The organism is Thalassospira sp. MIT1004, from assembly GCF_001858545.1.
GTDB lineage: Bacteria > Pseudomonadota > Alphaproteobacteria > Rhodospirillales > Thalassospiraceae > Thalassospira > Thalassospira xiamenensis.
On sequence record NZ_MCAO01000047.1, the window covers coordinates 13,062 to 30,113 of the forward strand.

General features: G+C 54.2%; 13 protein-coding genes. All 13 read right to left on the reverse strand.

Features of this window, described 5'->3' with window-relative positions:
• Positions 1-31 precede the first annotated feature (31 nt).
• Positions 32-1,186 (reverse strand): polysaccharide pyruvyl transferase family protein, encoded by a 1,155-nt coding sequence (locus tag BC440_RS21155; RefSeq protein WP_007089958.1) that lies wholly within the window; start codon positions 1,184-1,186, stop codon positions 32-34.
• 145 nt (positions 1,187-1,331) lie between these two features.
• Positions 1,332-2,330 carry a UDP-glucose 4-epimerase GalE gene (gene galE, locus BC440_RS21160; protein WP_007089959.1) on the reverse strand — a complete coding sequence of 333 codons (999 nt, stop codon included), beginning with the start codon at positions 2,328-2,330 and terminating at the stop codon, positions 1,332-1,334.
• A gap of 101 nt (positions 2,331-2,431) precedes the next feature.
• Entirely contained in the window at positions 2,432-3,622 is a 1,191-nt protein-coding gene (locus BC440_RS21165) for a polysaccharide pyruvyl transferase family protein (RefSeq protein ID WP_007089960.1), read from the reverse strand.
• 36 nt (positions 3,623-3,658) lie between these two features.
• Entirely contained in the window at positions 3,659-4,981 is a 1,323-nt protein-coding gene (locus BC440_RS21170) for a glycosyltransferase family 4 protein (RefSeq protein WP_007089961.1), read from the reverse strand.
• Positions 4,968-7,160, reverse strand: a complete 2,193-nt coding sequence (locus BC440_RS21175; RefSeq protein ID WP_071241299.1) for a hypothetical protein — start codon at positions 7,158-7,160, stop codon at positions 4,968-4,970. Before BC440_RS21175 ends, BC440_RS21170 begins: the two co-directional genes overlap by 14 nt.
• Positions 7,153-7,308, reverse strand: coding sequence for a hypothetical protein (locus BC440_RS23210; protein WP_175484515.1), 156 nt, complete (start codon positions 7,306-7,308; stop codon positions 7,153-7,155). The genes BC440_RS21175 and BC440_RS23210 overlap by 8 nt, the downstream gene beginning before the upstream one ends.
• A gap of 11 nt (positions 7,309-7,319) precedes the next feature.
• Complete coding sequence (locus BC440_RS21180) at positions 7,320-8,102, reverse strand: hypothetical protein (RefSeq protein ID WP_063092918.1); 783 nt, start codon at positions 8,100-8,102, stop codon at positions 7,320-7,322.
• Between the two features lie 21 nt (positions 8,103-8,123).
• On the reverse strand, positions 8,124-9,386 hold the full coding sequence (locus BC440_RS21185; protein ID WP_071241300.1) for a glycosyltransferase family 4 protein: 1,263 nt from the start codon (positions 9,384-9,386) through the stop codon (positions 8,124-8,126).
• The gene (locus tag BC440_RS21190) at positions 9,383-10,228 is read right to left on the reverse strand and encodes a class I SAM-dependent methyltransferase (RefSeq protein WP_071241301.1); all 846 of its coding nucleotides are present in this window, start codon (positions 10,226-10,228) and stop codon (positions 9,383-9,385) included. The genes BC440_RS21185 and BC440_RS21190 overlap by 4 nt, the downstream gene beginning before the upstream one ends.
• Positions 10,225-12,477, reverse strand: a complete 2,253-nt coding sequence (locus BC440_RS21195; protein WP_071241302.1) for a glycosyltransferase — start codon at positions 12,475-12,477, stop codon at positions 10,225-10,227. The genes BC440_RS21190 and BC440_RS21195 overlap by 4 nt, the downstream gene beginning before the upstream one ends.
• A 69-nt stretch (positions 12,478-12,546) precedes the next feature.
• Positions 12,547-13,341, reverse strand: a complete 795-nt coding sequence (locus BC440_RS21200) for a calcium-binding protein (RefSeq protein ID WP_007089967.1) — start codon at positions 13,339-13,341, stop codon at positions 12,547-12,549.
• Between the two features lie 333 nt (positions 13,342-13,674).
• Positions 13,675-15,057, reverse strand: coding sequence for an HlyD family type I secretion periplasmic adaptor subunit (locus BC440_RS21205; RefSeq protein WP_063092914.1), 1,383 nt, complete (start codon positions 15,055-15,057; stop codon positions 13,675-13,677).
• On the reverse strand, positions 15,054-16,715 hold the full coding sequence (locus tag BC440_RS21210; RefSeq protein WP_233421858.1) for a type I secretion system permease/ATPase: 1,662 nt from the start codon (positions 16,713-16,715) through the stop codon (positions 15,054-15,056). Before BC440_RS21210 ends, BC440_RS21205 begins: the two co-directional genes overlap by 4 nt.
• Positions 16,716-17,052: the final 337 nt, after the last annotated feature.

A 17,052-nucleotide genomic window follows, 5' to 3' on the forward strand; every position in this document is an offset into this window, starting at 1 on the left:
AGGAAAACCGGCCACGCCCGCGCAGCATTGATCACGCCGCCTCGACCACGTATGGGGTCGGAGTTGCACCAAGGCGGTGCGCCATGCCGTTCTCTTCAAGGAAGGTTTTAAGTTCGCCAAACCGCATCTGGTAGGTTTCCTCGAAATGGCCGAAATCTGCCTGATCCCAAGCTTCTTCGAAGGAAAACTTGTCGATATAGCGACCGTCGACATGCGGAATGCCCAGCGTTTTGACAAATTCGCGGGTTCGCGTGTCGTAGGTGATGTAAAGCGCTGGCACTTCGTTGGCGAGCGCCAGAAGATTACCATGCAGACGGAAGCCGGTTACGGCATCAAGATGCCGTTCTGCTTCCTCGAAATCTGCCACCGTTTCGAAAACCGCCAGTGACGATTTATACAGTTGCAGGATCGGGTCGTTTTCGCCGTAAAGCCAGCGTTCCTTGATAAGCTGGTTGACGGCCTTTGCCATCACTTCGTCCGCGTTGGCAATCTGGTTGCAGCGGGCATAGAAAATGGCCTTTTCTTCCAGTTCACCCGCACACAGGAATTCGGTCTGATATCTCTCCGCAAGTGTGCGCATCAAATAGCGTTGCAGCGTCCCAAAGCCATGTGTTTTGCGCCTTAGGGTAAAACCAAGCCTTTTAATTTCGTTGGCCTTGATGCGGGGGAGACTGAGTTTCGGTTTGCAGTGGCGGAACGCCGTCGGACACCCAAAAACGCGGACATTCTTGATCCCGATCGAGTTCAGCGCCTTTTTCGAGAGATTCCCGCGCACACCCAGCGTTGCCGACCGATGAGATACGATTTGAAGGAAACGCTTGGTCGACTCATTGACGTAGTCTTCGGAATTGTCAGGTGTTTGCACACCAATACCAAATGCAATTACCGGAACTTTGGTTCGCTCCAACACCCGAATGATCGGGTCCCATTGACCGTTGGTATGGATGTAATTCGATCCGCGCAGAAACAGATAATCAAGCTGGTTGATTTTTTCGATCTGGGCTTCTGAAATATCGCCATTGGCCGAAGCATAAATAGGATAGAGTTCAGCGTAATCAAGAATTCTCAGGGATGAGTCATAGACGAAGCAGTCACCGATATTGGTAAATAGCCGAGTGGCTTTTTCCGGGGATCCAAAAGTATGCGTTACCACTCCGACATTTTCGACAACTCTGCCTGCCGGCATGAGAACGCCGATACGGGGCCTCTGGCCAGTTGAGGGGGTTATCTGGCTCATTTCTGGTACTCCTGCTATGGCGGTTCGGGTCATTTTGATCCTTCTGAACCGCTTGCTCGTAATGGACGTTTCCTCCCTTTCTGGCGCTCGGGTGTTATGCGGCGTCGACCACCTGACGGTTTTTCAGGCTTTCCTCCCAGTCAAGGGCATGACGCACGATCATTTCAAGATCATCATGTTTCGGCACCCAACCGAGTTTTTCGCGAACACGGTCTGCTCCGGCAATCAGCGCCGCGGGATCACCCGGCCGGCGTTCGGCCAGTTTGACCGGGAAATCAACGCCTGATACTTCCTTAACCGCCGAAATCACTTCCTTGACGGAGAAACCGCGACCGTAACCACAATTCATCACGTCGCTTTCGCCGCCATTTTCCAGATATTCCAATGCAAGAACATGCGCATTGGCAAGATCGGAAACATGGATGTAATCGCGAATGCAGGTTCCATCAGGGGTTTCGTAATCTTCGCCATAGATTTCCAGATGCGAGCGGACACCGGTCGCGGCCTGGCTTGCGATCTTGATCAGATGGGTCGCCTTGCGTGACGTCTGCCCTGCCCGACCTTTGGGATCCGCACCGGCAACATTGAAATAGCGCAATGCGACATAATTCATGTCATGGGCAACCGAGGCATCGGCCAGCATCTTTTCCGTCATCATTTTCGACGTGCCATAAGGCGAAATCGGTTTTGACGGGAAATCTTCAAGGATCGGGGTTTTGGCCGGTTCACCATAAACACCTGCGGTCGAGGAAAAGATGAAATGCCGGATACCGGCATCAACAGCGGCCTGTGCAAGCGCACGGGAATTCACCGTGTTGTTGTAGTAATAATCAAGCGGATAAACGACCGATTCCGGCACGATGATCGAGCCCGCAAAATGCATGATTGCCGTCACATCGTGATCGGTGATGAGTTTGCGAACCAGCTCATAATCGCCGCAGTCACCTTCGACAAAGGCAGCCCCGGCCGGAACAGCCCAGCGGTGCCCCTGACTAAGGTTATCGAGGACGACGACATGTCGCCCGGCATCCAGAAGTGCAAGCGCTGCGTGGCTACCGATATAACCTGCGCCACCCGTTACAAGTACAGTCATTGCCGTGTCTCCTTGCTATCGCTGCCCGTTTGCGGACATGCTTGTGGTGGCACAGCCATTCCGCCCGATAGTACGGTGCGAAATGGCTGCACCGGGTTTAATCATGCGACCTTGCGCTCGGGCTGAGCGTCTCGGGCCATCACATCGACCATCTTGTGATCGATATTGTTTTCCGTAAGGAACGTTGCCATCTCGCGATAGGTCTGGAACCAGGCGCGATTGAATTTGTCGAACAGATCCTGATTCCAGTAATCCTCAAGCACGAATTCCTTTTTCGAGAACACGTCGTAGGAAGGAATCTGATAGGTTTCGGCAAATTCCACCGTGCGGCTGTCATAGGTGAAATAGATCGATGGAACACCGTTCGACAACGCCATCAGATTGCCGTGCAGGCGATAGCCCAGAACACAATCCTTGGTGCGGACCAGATGTTCGTAATCGGCCACGACATCGGAATAGAACAGCTTTTCGCGATACAGCTTTTCCATCGTCGGATCGAGATACCAGTTCTTGACCCAATCGTTGTTTTTAAGGGCCTGCATTGCCTCTTCTTTCTGGGCATTGGTCCCGAAAACCAGTTTCTTTTCTTCGGGTTCGCCCTGGGCCATCAGGGTGATGTCATCGAACCGATGTGCCAGTTCCTTGACCAGATCACGATGGAAAGTCAGATACCGTTCAATATTCTGTGCATAGGCCGGGGAAACTTCGCGCCGCAGGGTGATACCGACATTGCGTACAGCGTCAAGCGACGGGAGCTTGATGCGCATATCCGGATTATTGGACCGGAAGGCCGTCGGACACCCGACAATGCGAACATTGGTAATTCCCAGATCCCAAAGAACCTGGGCAGTGTAAGCCCCGCGCACACCGATTGAAGTCGTGGAATCGGCCATCATCCGCAAGACGCGTTTGGTCTGGTCGGACAATTCCAGCTTGCCCTTGACCGGAGCCTGCGCACCGATACCAAAACCCAGAACAGGCAAGCGCAGCCGTTCGAGGACTTCGATGGTATTGCGCCAATCCATGTCAGAATGGATATAGTTCGACCCACGTAGGAAGACGTAATCGTATTCTTCACGCAGACGATCAATATCTTCCATTTTGGGCTCTGCAATCGGCAGAACGCCAAGCTTGTCATAATTCATCAATTTCAGTGATGAATCGTATACGAACGCATCGCCAATATTGTGATAGTGGTCGATACTACGTTGAATATCCTGATAATTGTACCAGCGGACACAATCATGGTCGTAGACTTCGCCCGATGGAATCATTACGAGAACGCGCGCCATAGTATTTCTCCTTGGCTAGGTGACTTCTGATTATCGTTATGCCGTGCTGGCGACGGAGTGCTGCGACACAGGAGTCACAGACATCGGGCGGGTCTCGAGAACCTCCCGGTACTGCGCGAGATGTTGCTCGGCGCAATCGATATAGGTCGGCGGGCGAGGAATCCCCTCACGCATCCGATCCCAGATTTTATTGTCGGTAAGGGCATCAACAAGACGGTCGGCAAGGTCTTCGGCACTGCCGACACGGAAATGCAGACCATTGACGCCATCAGTAATTTTTTCGGCCATGCCACCGATGTTAGAACAGATCATCGGACGCCCATGGAAGAAGGCTTCCTGAATGACGATCGGTGAATTTTCCCACCAGATCGACGGAATGATCGTCCAGTCGGCAAGCTCCATCAGTTTAGGCATTTCGCTGTTCTGATAAGCGCCATAGAACCGGACACGTTCACCGGCCTTTTCGATCAGGTCGTGAACTTTTTCCTGATATTCAATGGGTTGTCGTTCAAGGTTGCCACCAAAGATCATCATCCGGGCATCATCCCCCCAGATGTCATCAGGCACACGGCCCACCGCATCAAGCAGGATATCAGCACCCTTGAACATGGTCAGTTGACCAAAGAACGCGAAACGCGACCGGCGTGGTTGCGCCTTGGAAAGTGCCCGGGTATTTGCCGCCTCCTTGACGTCCAGACCGTTTTCGATCACCGACATCTTGTCACGATCCAATCCCCAGTCGACAAACCGGTCCGCCAAAAAATCGCTGGGCGACACATAATGATCGGCCAGATTAAGCATCGCCTTGATGAACCGTTCACGACGCAGGAAGGATGCCGGCGAGATGTTCTGGAAACAGCCGTTACATTCGATGGGGCTTGCCCGGTTGCAAAGCTTCGTCCCGCCGCTTTTTACCATCTGTCCATGGTTGTGACAGATCGTCAGGAATTCGTGGAAGGTAAAGAAGATCGCCGCATCCGGCAGGGCTTCGCGGATCGCATAGATCGTTTCCAAACCGAGGCCGAGATAGTGGTGAAAATGCACAACATCCGGCTCATAATCGCGCACAAAGCGCAACAGATCGCGATCAATTTCGTCAGTATTCCCGTTCGACAGCAGAAAATGATCATAGTTTTCTGCATGATACAGGATTTCGTTATCTTTCTGGCGCAAGCTCATCAGTGCAGACGCACCGTGACGCGGCACCGGATGACCGACACGGGCCAGATAGAAGCTTTCCACCCCGTCCAGTTCGTTCAAGCCTTTATGCAGGTTGTAGGAGGCCACTTCGGCCCCGCCCAGCGACATGCTGGGATGTCCGTGAGAAATGATGAGGACACGCAGGTCAGTCGACGGCATGATTGTGGCTCCGCAAATTTGAGACGACCAATGACCAGCGGCGATCAAACGCCCAGCGGTCAAGACGATGCGAAAGTTCCTCCCAGGCGGGGGCGCTTGTTATCGATTGTTCGCTCCCCAGGACTTCGATTTCCGGAATCCACCATGACGCCGTTCCGCCCATGCGCAGTTTCAGCGCAAGGTCGAGCCCCTTTTCCGACGGGCCAATATAGCCACGGGTAAAACCGTTTATGTCTTCGAATGCCTTGCGCGGCATGACGCAGCATTCCGGGGTTCCGGCACTGACTTCGGTCGGTTCGGCATCGGCCAGAACGGCACGCGGATAACCGACATAACGATCCGACAAATACTGCCCGTCAACATCGCCCTCGATCCAGGTGCCTGCCCAACGGACGGAATCATCTTCAAACAGGATCGTCGGACAGACGACGCATTTGCTGCCGCGTTTGCGATAAGCCGCCAGCAATGGCTCGAACCAGCCTGTGTCATGCGGCAGGATGTGTGCTGACACCAACGCGATTGTTTCGGAATTCGTTGCAGCAACGCCAACCTCAAGCGCATCGCAGAAATCCTCGACGCCCTCGGCAAAAACGATGCGGACATTAAGTTTGTAAAAGGCCGCCAGCCTCATCATATCGCTGCCGACCTGATCAAAACTTTCGGCGGGGCCTGCTATCACAATCGGCAGATGTCGCGTAACCTCATCAAGACCAAGCAAGGCAATAGTCACACCAATATCGCTAATCGTGTCGTCAACACCAACGATCAGGGCAACTGGCGCGTCTTCATCGAAATTGCCGATATCATGGGTATCGATGGCAAACGGGCTTTGCGCCGTCATGTTCTGCAACATCGGCCCAAACTGTCGTTCGATGCTGTTTGATGCCGTAACCGAACGCGGATCAAGGGACGGCAGAACCCGCGACAAGGCCTGTCGGGCCGACGCACGGGTCGGATTTAGCGGGCAATAGGCCGGGAACGCGTCGGATATGGCCAGTTCCAGATAAACCGGCTGATCGGATGACGGTGTATCTTCCAGCGGACAGAACACCAGAAAACCATGGCTGTTGCGTGCCGGGTTAAGCCCCGAAAACATCGGATCGTTCAGAAATGCATTGGTAACGTCGGGCCGTGACTGCCGGGTCCAGCGATCATCAATCCGAACCGCTTCACCGCCAACGCGCAACATGACGGTTTCAACCGCGCGATCCGGGTCAAGCATCCAGCCCGATACCAGAATGCCACTGCCTTCTATCACCAGCGAAAAGTCGATCCCGATCCGCACCGGACGATCCAGTTCGGAAACAGTATCGCGACCGTCAAAGCGATGGGCTGCCATCCGGATTTGCGCAAGGATGTTATCGGGCGCCTTTACCCGATCCAGAACAGAACGGATATGTGCAGGCACGTCTTGCAAGGCAACCAGCACACGCTGCTGATAAACCTCGATCGAGAACCAGCCATCACGACCACGGAAATAAACGCGCTGCAACTTGCTCGGATTGATCCTGGTGTCGCCAGCCATAAGCCCGGTAACGCCCGATGCATGTTCACCAAGATCATCGCGTTGAAATTCAGCACTGGTCAGTTCGGCAAGAACCGGGCCTTCGTCTATCGCGATCACGCGGGTGCGGCCGGTCGGGAAATTGCTCGACCAGCCCTGAATGTAAATATCGCCTTCTTCCAGACCGCCCAGAACTTCGATAAAGCCGTTACTTCGTGCCGCAATCCGGACAAGGGCAGCCACAGTGCGCAGACGCTTCTTGTTCGGGTTGCCGGCCAGCAGCGCCTCGATAACGCCGTCAATCACGGTCGCGAATGCCGACCCGGATTGCTCGGCCACAGCAGATAGAATGGATTCAAGTCCCTGCGAGCGGCTTTCAATCCGATATTCGCCGGGCTGTCCCGGTGCCTTGAACAGGGCCGTTTTCAATCGGCGTTGCGATACATTCTGCATCGGCAGAAGTGCGACAAAACCAAAAGCAGCCTCGGGTGGGCCATCGGCACGACGCCAGCTGATGATTGATGCCTGAACCTTGGCATCGGATTGACCGTTCAGGAATACATCGATTGTCGCGGGCATCGCAGCTCCGACACCCGCCATAAGCGCAAGCCCGTCATCGACCAAAGCGGCCACAACGGTCCTGCCGTCCAGCGGCATTCCAGACGGTTCAGTCATGCCCTGCCCTCCTTGTCATTTCTTGTGATTGTGAATTGAAAAACAGTTCAGCCAGACCGAACGGCAACATCATTACAAATGACGGCGCCGAAAAATCCGCGCTGCCGGTACTTTCGAGCAATTCGCGATGATTGGTGGCCTTTGTCATGACGCCCTGCCTCACCAAACCATTGCGCCGATGGAAAGTCCGACCGTCACACCAATCAGGCAGGACAGCACCAAAAGCGGCGTTTTCAGATCGTTGCGATGCCGCTCGGTCAATACGGAAAGACGTTCGTCAAATCCGCCAAGTGACTTGTCGAAGCGAACCAGGAAAACTTCGAGTTCCTCAACACGACGGGTCAGTTCGTCCTGCCCGGTACGAACAAGCTTCACACCGGCCTCGATCCCGTCATCGGCGGACGCCAGTTCATCCATGCGCTTGGATGCATCAACAAGGCGCTTGGCGGCTTCACGCTGACCATTTTGCAAAATGTGCTGAGCCGCCAGCAAACGATCAAGCCGGTCCAGAATTTTCGAAAGCGGCGCGTTGACGGCCGATTGCGCCTGCTGTTCGCTTTGCGACGGAATGCGCAACTCGATCTGATCGCCGGTTTCAGGCGCAATCGCGAAAACGCTAACATTTTCAACACTTGCCAAGGCGGCTTCGGGGAGCTCCACCTCGAATGCGTGGGCACCGTCGCCTATGCCATTACGGCGCAGGTCGACACGCTCGTTTTCGGCCTTCATACGCAACAAGGTATGCCCGTTCAGACGAACGATAACTTCGATGCGCGCATCCGGGCGTTCCGGGCACCAGACCCAGCCAAACAACCGTTGACGGTCAATCGCATCAACGCGTCCCTCGATTGTCGGGATCGCCGGTTCGACATCGTTTTTTGCCGCATCATTGGCAACGGGCTTTGCAGATGTTTCTGATAGGTCTTTCTGGGCAATCGCCATGAATGCCTCCTTTTATCTGTGTCAGGCCGCGACGAAATCGGGACGGATCATCTTGCGAAACAGCACAAGGTGCTTTTGCGCGACATCATCGATACCGGCTGGCGGACGCACATTCCCCGACAGCTTCTTCCAGAGTTTCGGATTGGTGGCACAGTCCTTCATCACACGGGCAAGATCGGCCGGATCATCGGCGCGCACGTGAATGCCGTCATGACCATCGCGGACCATTTCAGCCATGCCGCCGATGCCGCTTGTGATCACAGGACGGCCATGCTGGAACGCTTCCTGAATGACCAGCGGAGCATTTTCCCACCAGATTGATGGCACAACGATCCAGTCGACACGTGCCATAAGTTCGGGAATATCGGCTCGTTCATAGGCCCCCATACGGTGAACTTTCGAACCGGTTGCATCAAAAAGACCATCAATCTTTTCATTAAAGGCAACCGTCTGGAACGGTGCCCCGCCGTGAATACGCAATTCAAAATCGACATCATCGGCTGCAAGTTTCTGACTGGCTTCAAGCAGAACATCCGCCCCCTTCCATGGGTTCAGATTGCCGAAATAACCAAACACATTTGGCATCCCGGCCCCCATATCACGTTTGGGTGCGGCCGGTACGGACGGGCGACCATTGTGCATGACTTCGATCTTTGCCGGGTCAATTCCCCAATCGACATAGCGATCACGCAGGAACGCGCTTGGAGACAGAAAGCGATCAACAACGCGAAGATGATTGCGCAGATTGACCGTCCGCATTGAAAACCGTTCCGGCGCAATGCCATCAAGACCGCAACGTTTGCCAATCCGGTCCGCTTCCAGATAACGCTGACGGGTGCCTCGATGGATCATCAACCCGTCATTCGGGCAAATCGCATAGTAGTCATGCAAGGTCATTACGATCTGACAATGCGGCAGAACACGGCGGATCAGCATCGGCAACTCGATACCCCAAAGAACCAGATGGTGGATATGCACCACATCCGGATCCCAGGTTTTCAGAAGCTCGGTAAAATTCGGCGCGACGGCATACAGATCTGTCTGCGACATGTTGAACCGGTCAAAATGCCCCGCCCAGAACAGCATTTCATCACCGGCATCATTGATCGCCTGAAAGCTGGTGCCAGGGCGACGTTCACGATGGATATCGTTGGTCGCGCCAATGAAAATGGCTTCGCACCCTGCCCGCTTATAGGCATTAAACAGATCGTGGGCGAAAATCTCGGTGCCGCCGGGATGCAAATCGGGATGATTATGAGCCAGAACCATGATGCGCGGGTTCATGCGTTCCTCCGCGGTTTTTCTGCAATCAGGAAGTCCTGGTAATGATCGGCCTGATCACCGTGCCAGGTTCCGAAACTTTTGGATTTCAGGGTAAATCCGGCGGCACTCATCGCGCCGTCGATGAAACCATCATCAAAGCCGACGGCCGCCATCGGGTTTTCACCCTTAAGATGCCAGCACGGCTGGTTTTCAAGTCTCTCAAGACTGGTTAAACGCGGGTCGCAGCCGGGATATGAAAGTTCCTGAGGATCACGAATGATAAAGGCCGTTAGAAACAGCTTCCCGCCCGGGCGCAGCACGCGGAACACCTCGGTGCAATAGGTTTCGATTTCTTCAGGCGGCAAGTGGGTTGCCACCGAGATCATTGCGGTGAAATCGAATGCACCATCCTGAAAAGGCAACCGCATGCCACGCCCGCCGATGGATCCTTCGGGATTATACAGCGCGTTTTTGACGTCCTGCGTCTGGAAACCAAAATTTGGATAAGCGGGTGAAATCGTGCGCTTGCACCATTCAATCCCGTTTGCAACCGGGTCAATGCCTTCGTAGATCGCATTGGACGCATCAATATACTGGGTCAGTGGCACCGCCATCCGCCCGATGCCGCACCCGATATCAAGCACATCATGATCAGGCATAAGGCCCGCCCGACGGACAAAATGCCCCAGAAATTCGGCACCGATGGCACGATAGTCGCCATCGCCGACAAAAACGGCTTCTTCGGGCGGTACCGGCAGAAAACGATTGGCGATGATCTGCTCGCAAAGCCAGTCCAGATGCTGTTCGCTTTTGGCGTCGAGCACCGGGTCATCATGGTTGGAAAATGCCAGAACCTGGCTCATGCCGCTTCTCCTTGATCGTCTTTATCTGAAACACGGTTTTGCGGCCGGTTCTGCGGAACATCGTTTTTGTGGAAATCTTCGAGCATGTCTGACCAGCGCGAGGTATGAAGCCAGGCGTTGTATTGTGTCGCCACACCAAGCATGTAATCGGTGTGGGTCGAGATCGACTTGCGCTCGAAATGATAAAGGCTGGCGTCAGGTACATATTTGATATCGAAATCGGCCTTGCGGATTTTGAGGCAAAGGTCACTGTCCTCGTAATCGCCGATCACGTAATCTTCGGTAAAGCCACCGACATCATTGAACGTGCCACGATGCAACAGCATGCAAGCCCCGGTGATCCCGGGAACGGATCGTTCAACATTGGCGTCACGGAACTGATCGGGCAGCCCTTTATAGAAATGATGGTTCAGCCATTGTCCGCGTTCATTGCGGGCAAAATACATTCCGGCATGCTGTAACGAACCATCTTCGAACAAAAGCTTTGGCCCGACCGCGGCGACATCCTGCGGACCGCCCATTTTTGAGGCCATCAATTCCAGCCAGCCAATCTGATAGGGAATGACATCCGAATTCAGCATCGCGATCAGGTCTGACCGAGCCTGTTCGGCACCTGAATTGCAGGCCCGCGCATACCCCCCATTTCGTGTCATGACCACCAGACGCATCGGCATGTCATAAAGCAGATGCAACCCACGCAGCAGATGTTCGCACTCTTCTGCGTGTTCCGGAGAATCCAGAACGTAAATCACTTCGCAATACCGTGAAATCCAGGGGTCACAGGCAAAGGCACCAACCTGGGCACGCAGGAAATCGAGCACCCGATACAGCGGCACAACAATCGAAACAGCGGGCTCTTTAAGCTGCTCACCAAACTCGATGGTTCGATCCGCTTTGGCAGCAGCAAGCAATTTCTGCTGCAAATCACCAATGACCGGTGCCAGACAGTTTTCAATGATCTCGTCAGTCAGGTGCTGCGGTGGGACCGCACGCAGGATACGTGCCCGCGCCTCTGCCGGGTCAATCGGCTGGGCGGTTGGCACCATCAGGTGACGGCTGCCCGAGGTCAGTCGCATCAAACTGCGTGGTTGAAGGATCGGTACCTGGCTTTGAATGTCACGATAAAACCCGACAAACCCGGTGGCCGAAACCGTTCGGTCGTCATCCATGACATTCCCGGCATAGCGATAAAAACCATCGCCGAATGGATGGGCTGTGCCTTTGCTGTCAAGAATATCGATGCTGGCGATCATTTCAGCCGGATCACGATACCAGCCGCCAATCAGGGTGCCACGCGCAGTGGTTACGGCAAGGTCGACCTCACCACTGGGCAAGCCACCGCCACCCGTAACCCGCTGGCTTGAAAGCGGACAGCGTAGCTGGAATTCAAGCGCGGCCTTTCTGGCCTTGGTATCGCCACGCGCCATTGCGCCAATGATATATTCACGCAGATCGGCATCGGATTTGCCGCGCGCCAGCCACCATCGCGACAACGAGGGCAAAACTGGCGTCGCCGCCAGATGGCGAATGGCCAGCGCGCGTCCGCCGGTCACGACGAGATAGGCACCGTTCTCAGTGCCGTCGCGATCAGCGATCATGTAGGTCTGTTTTTTGCCTTGGGGCCCCTCGCTGCTTTCATGTGGCGGAACAGCCAGACGGCGGAATCCGAACGAGGACACGATATAAACAGCTTCGATGTCACCAAACGCCACCGGCAGCCCGGCCGAGATCAGTATCTGCTGATCTGAGAGTTTTGCGACCGCTTTGGCGCGCTGTGGCGTATCGACAATTTCGGAAACCAGTTTATTGAGAAATGCGGTGTAACTTTTGCTTCGGCGGGTACGAAACATGCTTGCCCACGCACCAAGCAGCGCAGACATAAGAGACAAGCGTCCCGATGGCGTCACGTCTTCAAGCAGCATGCTCGCATTGGCAAATTCAAAATCACCTTCCGGATCAATGGTGATTTCATCTTTGCGGCCAAGAGTCCCTGCTTCTGCCAGGAACGAAACCGGTTCGTCCTTGGGCCGACGGATCAGGCGCAGAAGTCGCGTGCCGCCACCATTAAGCGGCAAACGCAGTGTGGCTTGCGGCGAGATTGCCTTGCCTTCGGTAGTTTCAAGTTTGGGAACCGCCCACAAGCGGGTCGGCATATCCCAGATCAGAAGCAATGTTTCCGGGTTAAGCAGGCAAACGTCCGGCGCGTCACCGGTCGTCCGCACAGCATCGGACGAGGCAAATTCAAGCATGGCGATTTTCACCTCACAAGAAGAACGGGGTGACGCCCGCAACATAAGTTGCGGACGCCAACATTCGGATTACTGGACGCTGAAGAAGCTGTCCGGATTGTCCTGGACGTCTTCTGCATCGACATTGTTGAGGGTGATGGAATCCCCATTGCCAAGGTCGATAACAGTGTTGGCGCCAACCTGCGATGCACGCGCAGCAATATCATCGGCACTTTCAATGCCGGTATCATTGATGTTGCTGCTAATGGAAAGCATGTCTTCACCAACCGTGAAGTCGAGCACGACGTCGTTGCCGCCGCCACCGGTGAAGACAAAGGTATCGCTACCCGAGCCACCGACCAGCAGGTCGTCCCCGGCACCACCGTCAAGGACATCGTCCCCGGAGCCGCCAAGCAGGACGTCATTGCCATCGCCACCCTGGAGAACATCGTCCCCAGAACCGCCCAGCAACTGATCGTCGCCTGCACCGCCCAGCATGATGTCATCGCCGCCACCGCCGACCATAAGATCATCGCCTGCGCCACCATCAAGGACATCATTGTCCGAACCGCCAAGCAGGGTGTCGTCACCGGCACCACCTGACAGTACGTCTTCGCCAGAGCCACCTATCAACAGGTCGCTGCCGGAATCCCCCATCAGCACATCGTCACCCGATCCACCGAACAGGATATCGTCACCTTCGCCACCAATCGCGACATCGTTTCCTGCGCCGCCGAACAGAACGTCATCGCCCTCTTCACCGAACAGAACATCGTCATCACCTTGTCCGAAGATTGTATCGTCACCGCCACGTCCGAAAATCACGTCGCTGAAACGAGACCCTAGAAGCGCATCATCAAAGGCGCCGCCTTCGAGAGTTGCCATGGTATCCTCCTTCGTGTCCCAACATTATTGACATCGCGGGGGTTATCCCCTCACGAGAGGCTGGCCGTTCCCTCAAGGCAGCTAGAGGCCACCCTGAGATCGGCCACACAGCAACCCTATATTCTTTTCTTTTATCCTAGGAAGATATTCTCGTGTTTTTATTGTGTCAATATTATGGATTAAGGCAATAATCACATTATACTTCTAGATTTATTTAATAAGTATTTGTTGTTTTTTTGATTTTTATTTAGTTTTACTTTTGAACAATAATTCAAAGAAAAAGGCCGCAGACCTTTCAGCCCGCGGCCTTCGCACCCGCAGCATCAGCAAAAATCAGTCCTCGCGGAAGGCCCTGCTCATGCTTTCAGTGATCGGATCAATCAGATAGTCGATCGCCCTTCTGGGGGATTTCAGGATCAGAATGTCGGCCGGCATACCCGGTCGAATTTCGATATCATCGCGTTTTGCCAATGCATCGGGGTTAATTGCGGCCCGAACGATGTAATAGGAAGAATCGCGTTTCTCATCGACCGTCTGGTCGGCGGCAACATAGCGGACTTCGCCGTCAAGCGGTGCCAACCGGCGCTGACTATATGCCGTAAGCTTGATTTGGGCTTTTGATCCGACATGAACCGAATCAATGTCCTGACGGTTGATCATGGCTTCGATCAGAAGCGGCTCGTTTTCCGGGATGATATCCATGATGGGTTCCGCCGGACTGATCACGCCACCCGGCGTGCGAATCTGAATATTGGCAACAATACCGTCCTGCGGTGCCTTGACTTCGCGCCGGTTCAGAACATCCTCGCTGGCGCGGATACGCTGGGTCACATCATTCAGTGCCAGTTGCGCTTCCTGGATTTCTGTCGCGATATCGCTTTGCCATTCCATTTCAATCGAGGCAAGATTGATTTCGGCCTCAGCCTTTTGCTGTTCGGCGGCGGCTTTTTGGGCCTTGAACTCGCCCATATCCCCGACAAGGTCAGACCAGTTGTTTTCTATCTCGACCAACTGGGTACGCGTCGCGAAGCCCTTTTCCGCAAGCTGCCTGATGCCCTTGAGCTGCTCGGCAACAAGCTTTTCCTGACGGGTGCGGGCATTTATCTGGGATTCCAGTGCGCGCGCCTCGGCATCAAATTGTTCTATTTGCTTGGCTTGGGCATTTCGTTTGGCATCGTAAACCTCATTACGCTTGCCGAATAATCGCTTTTCATCCAGCAAGATATCGGCCACATAATCCTGCTCCGCATTCAGTATTTGCTCGGGAAAATCGATTTCACCACGGCCACTTTGCTCCGCGCGAAGTCGGGCAAGCTTGGCGATAAGCCCATATCGTTCACCGCGCAGCTGGCCCAACTCGGACTCACTGCGTGTTCCATCCAGCAACATCAATGTTTGCCCCGCCTTGACGCGATCACCTTCTTCAACCAGCAGCTTCTTCAAAATGCCGCCTTCGAAATGGTTCACAACCTTTTTGCGGGAATCAACAATGACAGAGCCCGATGCCACTGCAGCACTGTCGAGTTCGGCCGTAAAAGCCCAGGAAAAGAAGCCGCCAAACCCGACGGCAATAACGATGATTCCCGCCATGATCGGCTTTCGCAGGCTTTGACGCGACGCGGTGCGCTCTTCGTCAAGGACCTGATACCATGCTGGTTGCGGGTCTTCGGGAATCATGACCTCGCCACGGTTGTCGACATTGATCACTCGGTTCATGCTGCCCCCCCGCTTTGCTGATTGCGCTTAACCGGGGGCAGGTTTTTGATGTCGTTATCATCCTGCGTCATCGCCCGGATCACATTGGTGCGTTCACCAAACTGTTTGACCCGCCCTTCCTGCATGACAAGCAGCTTGTGGGCGTATTGCATGATGCTTTGCCGGTGTGCGATCAGAACAACCATTGCCCCACCTTCTGCTGCCTGACGGACCGCCCGGATCAGTGATGCTTCACCTTCAGCATCAAGGTTGGCGTTGGGTTCATCAAGCACCAGAAGACGTGGCCAGCCATAAAGAGCACGGGCAAGTGCAATGCGTTGCTGCTGCCCACCAGACAGGGTATGTCGCCCCGCCCCGATCGGCGTATCGTAACCAAGTGGCAGTCGGCCGATCATTTCATGCACCCCTGCTGCGCGGGCCGCATCAATCACCTTGCGCGGATTGGCTTCACGCATGCGGCCAATATTTTCACGGATGGTGCCGTTCAGAAGCGACACGGATTGCGGCAGATAACCGACCATGTTGCCAAACGAACCGCGCTCCCAAAGATAGGTGCTATGCCCGTCAAGAAATACGCCGCCAGCAGTCGGTTTCGCCGATCCGACCAGCAGACGCGACAGGGTCGATTTACCAGCAGCCGACGGCCCGACCACGCCCAGAATTTCGCCCGGGTTAAGATCGAAGCTCACCCCGCGAAGAACCGGCACGTTCGAGCCGGGGACCGCATATACAAGATTATCGACAACAAGCGGCCCTTCGGAACGCGGTGTCGGTTCGATTTCGCGCTCCGACTGACGCTCCTCAAGGATATTCCGGATGCGTTTCCATGACGAAAGAGCAGAAACCCACGCCCGCCAGTCGCGCGTAACATTATCAAACGGCAACAGAAGACGGCCCATGATAATCGTACCGCCAATCATCGCCCCAGGTGTTGTTTCCCCCAGAATAACCAGATACGCCCCCATCGCCAGCACGCAAATCTGCATGCCGAAACGGGCCGAGCGCGTGACAGAATACATGCCTTTACTTCGGACATTCCCGATATCAAGCAACTCACTGGCATGGACCTGCGATTGGCGCCAGCGCATGGCAAGTGCAGGTAACATGCCCATTGCCTCAATCGCCTCGGCATTTGATACGGTTGACCCGATATCGCCGATATTACGCAGATTGGCATCGGTGCCTTCTTTGGTGATCTGTCGCACAAGCAAATCACCCAACAGACTAAGCCCGATCAGGACCAGCACCGCCACAAGCCCCGCAATACCGTAAAACGGATGAAGGGCAAACATCACACCAAGGAAAATCGGCGACCAGATCGCTTCGAGTGGCGCACTGATGGTATTGCCATTGATAAAATTGCGCAAATCCGACAAATCGCGCAGAACCTGCGTGCCCTGTATCGATCCTTTTTCAAGCGCCACGCTCATTGCCGCCGAAATGGCCGGCAAGTTCAGGCGACGCAACAATGATTTGGCCATTTCCTGAAAGATAAGGGCCCGAATGAAATCAAGAATGCCGTATAGAATGATGGCACCAATCGCAATTGCGAGCAGCAATTTAAGCGTATCGGTACTTTGACTGTTAATCACGCGATCATGCACCTGAAGCATGAAAAGCGGCACGGTCAGTTGCAGAACATTGATAAAGCCACTCAAGACCCCGGCCCATCCAAGACCGCGTACAAAAGTGAATCTCGCCTCGCGGATAACCGATTTTGCATCCAGAGATGGTCTGACAGCTTTGCTTTCTGCGGTTTTTGGCGTGTTTTTACGACCAAAATGCATTGATTTTCATCCAATCAGCCAAAAGTCATAGTTTTTCCGCAATCTAATCACATAGTTGCGATGTCATGATGATCTACAATAAAATCAAATATGTCGATCTCATGTTCATGATCTGACAATGTAAAAACAGAAGAATACGAAGTAATTTTAAAATAAAAATACTTTGAAATTACTTCGAAATTACGAGCAAACTGAGGGAAGAATTGGG

Excerpts from the sequence above, each read along its gene's own strand:
- BC440_RS21155 (WP_007089958.1), bottom strand. The coding sequence starts at position 1,186 with ATGCCGGCAGGCAGAGTTGTCGAAAATGTCGGAGTGGTAACGCATACT.
- galE (WP_007089959.1), bottom strand. The coding sequence starts at position 2,330 with ATGACTGTACTTGTAACGGGTGGCGCAGGTTATATCGGTAGCCACGCA.
- BC440_RS21165 (WP_007089960.1), bottom strand. The coding sequence starts at position 3,622 with ATGGCGCGCGTTCTCGTAATGATTCCATCGGGCGAAGTCTACGACCAT.
- BC440_RS21170 (WP_007089961.1), bottom strand. The coding sequence starts at position 4,981 with ATGCCGTCGACTGACCTGCGTGTCCTCATCATTTCTCACGGACATCCC.
- BC440_RS21175 (WP_071241299.1), bottom strand. The coding sequence starts at position 7,160 with ATGACTGAACCGTCTGGAATGCCGCTGGACGGCAGGACCGTTGTGGCC.
- BC440_RS23210 (WP_175484515.1), bottom strand. The coding sequence starts at position 7,308 with ATGACAAAGGCCACCAATCATCGCGAATTGCTCGAAAGTACCGGCAGC.
- BC440_RS21180 (WP_063092918.1), bottom strand. The coding sequence starts at position 8,102 with ATGGCGATTGCCCAGAAAGACCTATCAGAAACATCTGCAAAGCCCGTT.
- BC440_RS21185 (WP_071241300.1), bottom strand. The coding sequence starts at position 9,386 with ATGAACCCGCGCATCATGGTTCTGGCTCATAATCATCCCGATTTGCAT.
- BC440_RS21190 (WP_071241301.1), bottom strand. The coding sequence starts at position 10,228 with ATGAGCCAGGTTCTGGCATTTTCCAACCATGATGACCCGGTGCTCGAC.
- BC440_RS21195 (WP_071241302.1), bottom strand. The coding sequence starts at position 12,477 with ATGCTTGAATTTGCCTCGTCCGATGCTGTGCGGACGACCGGTGACGCG.
- BC440_RS21200 (WP_007089967.1), bottom strand. The coding sequence starts at position 13,341 with ATGGCAACTCTCGAAGGCGGCGCCTTTGATGATGCGCTTCTAGGGTCT.
- BC440_RS21205 (WP_063092914.1), bottom strand. The coding sequence starts at position 15,057 with ATGAACCGAGTGATCAATGTCGACAACCGTGGCGAGGTCATGATTCCC.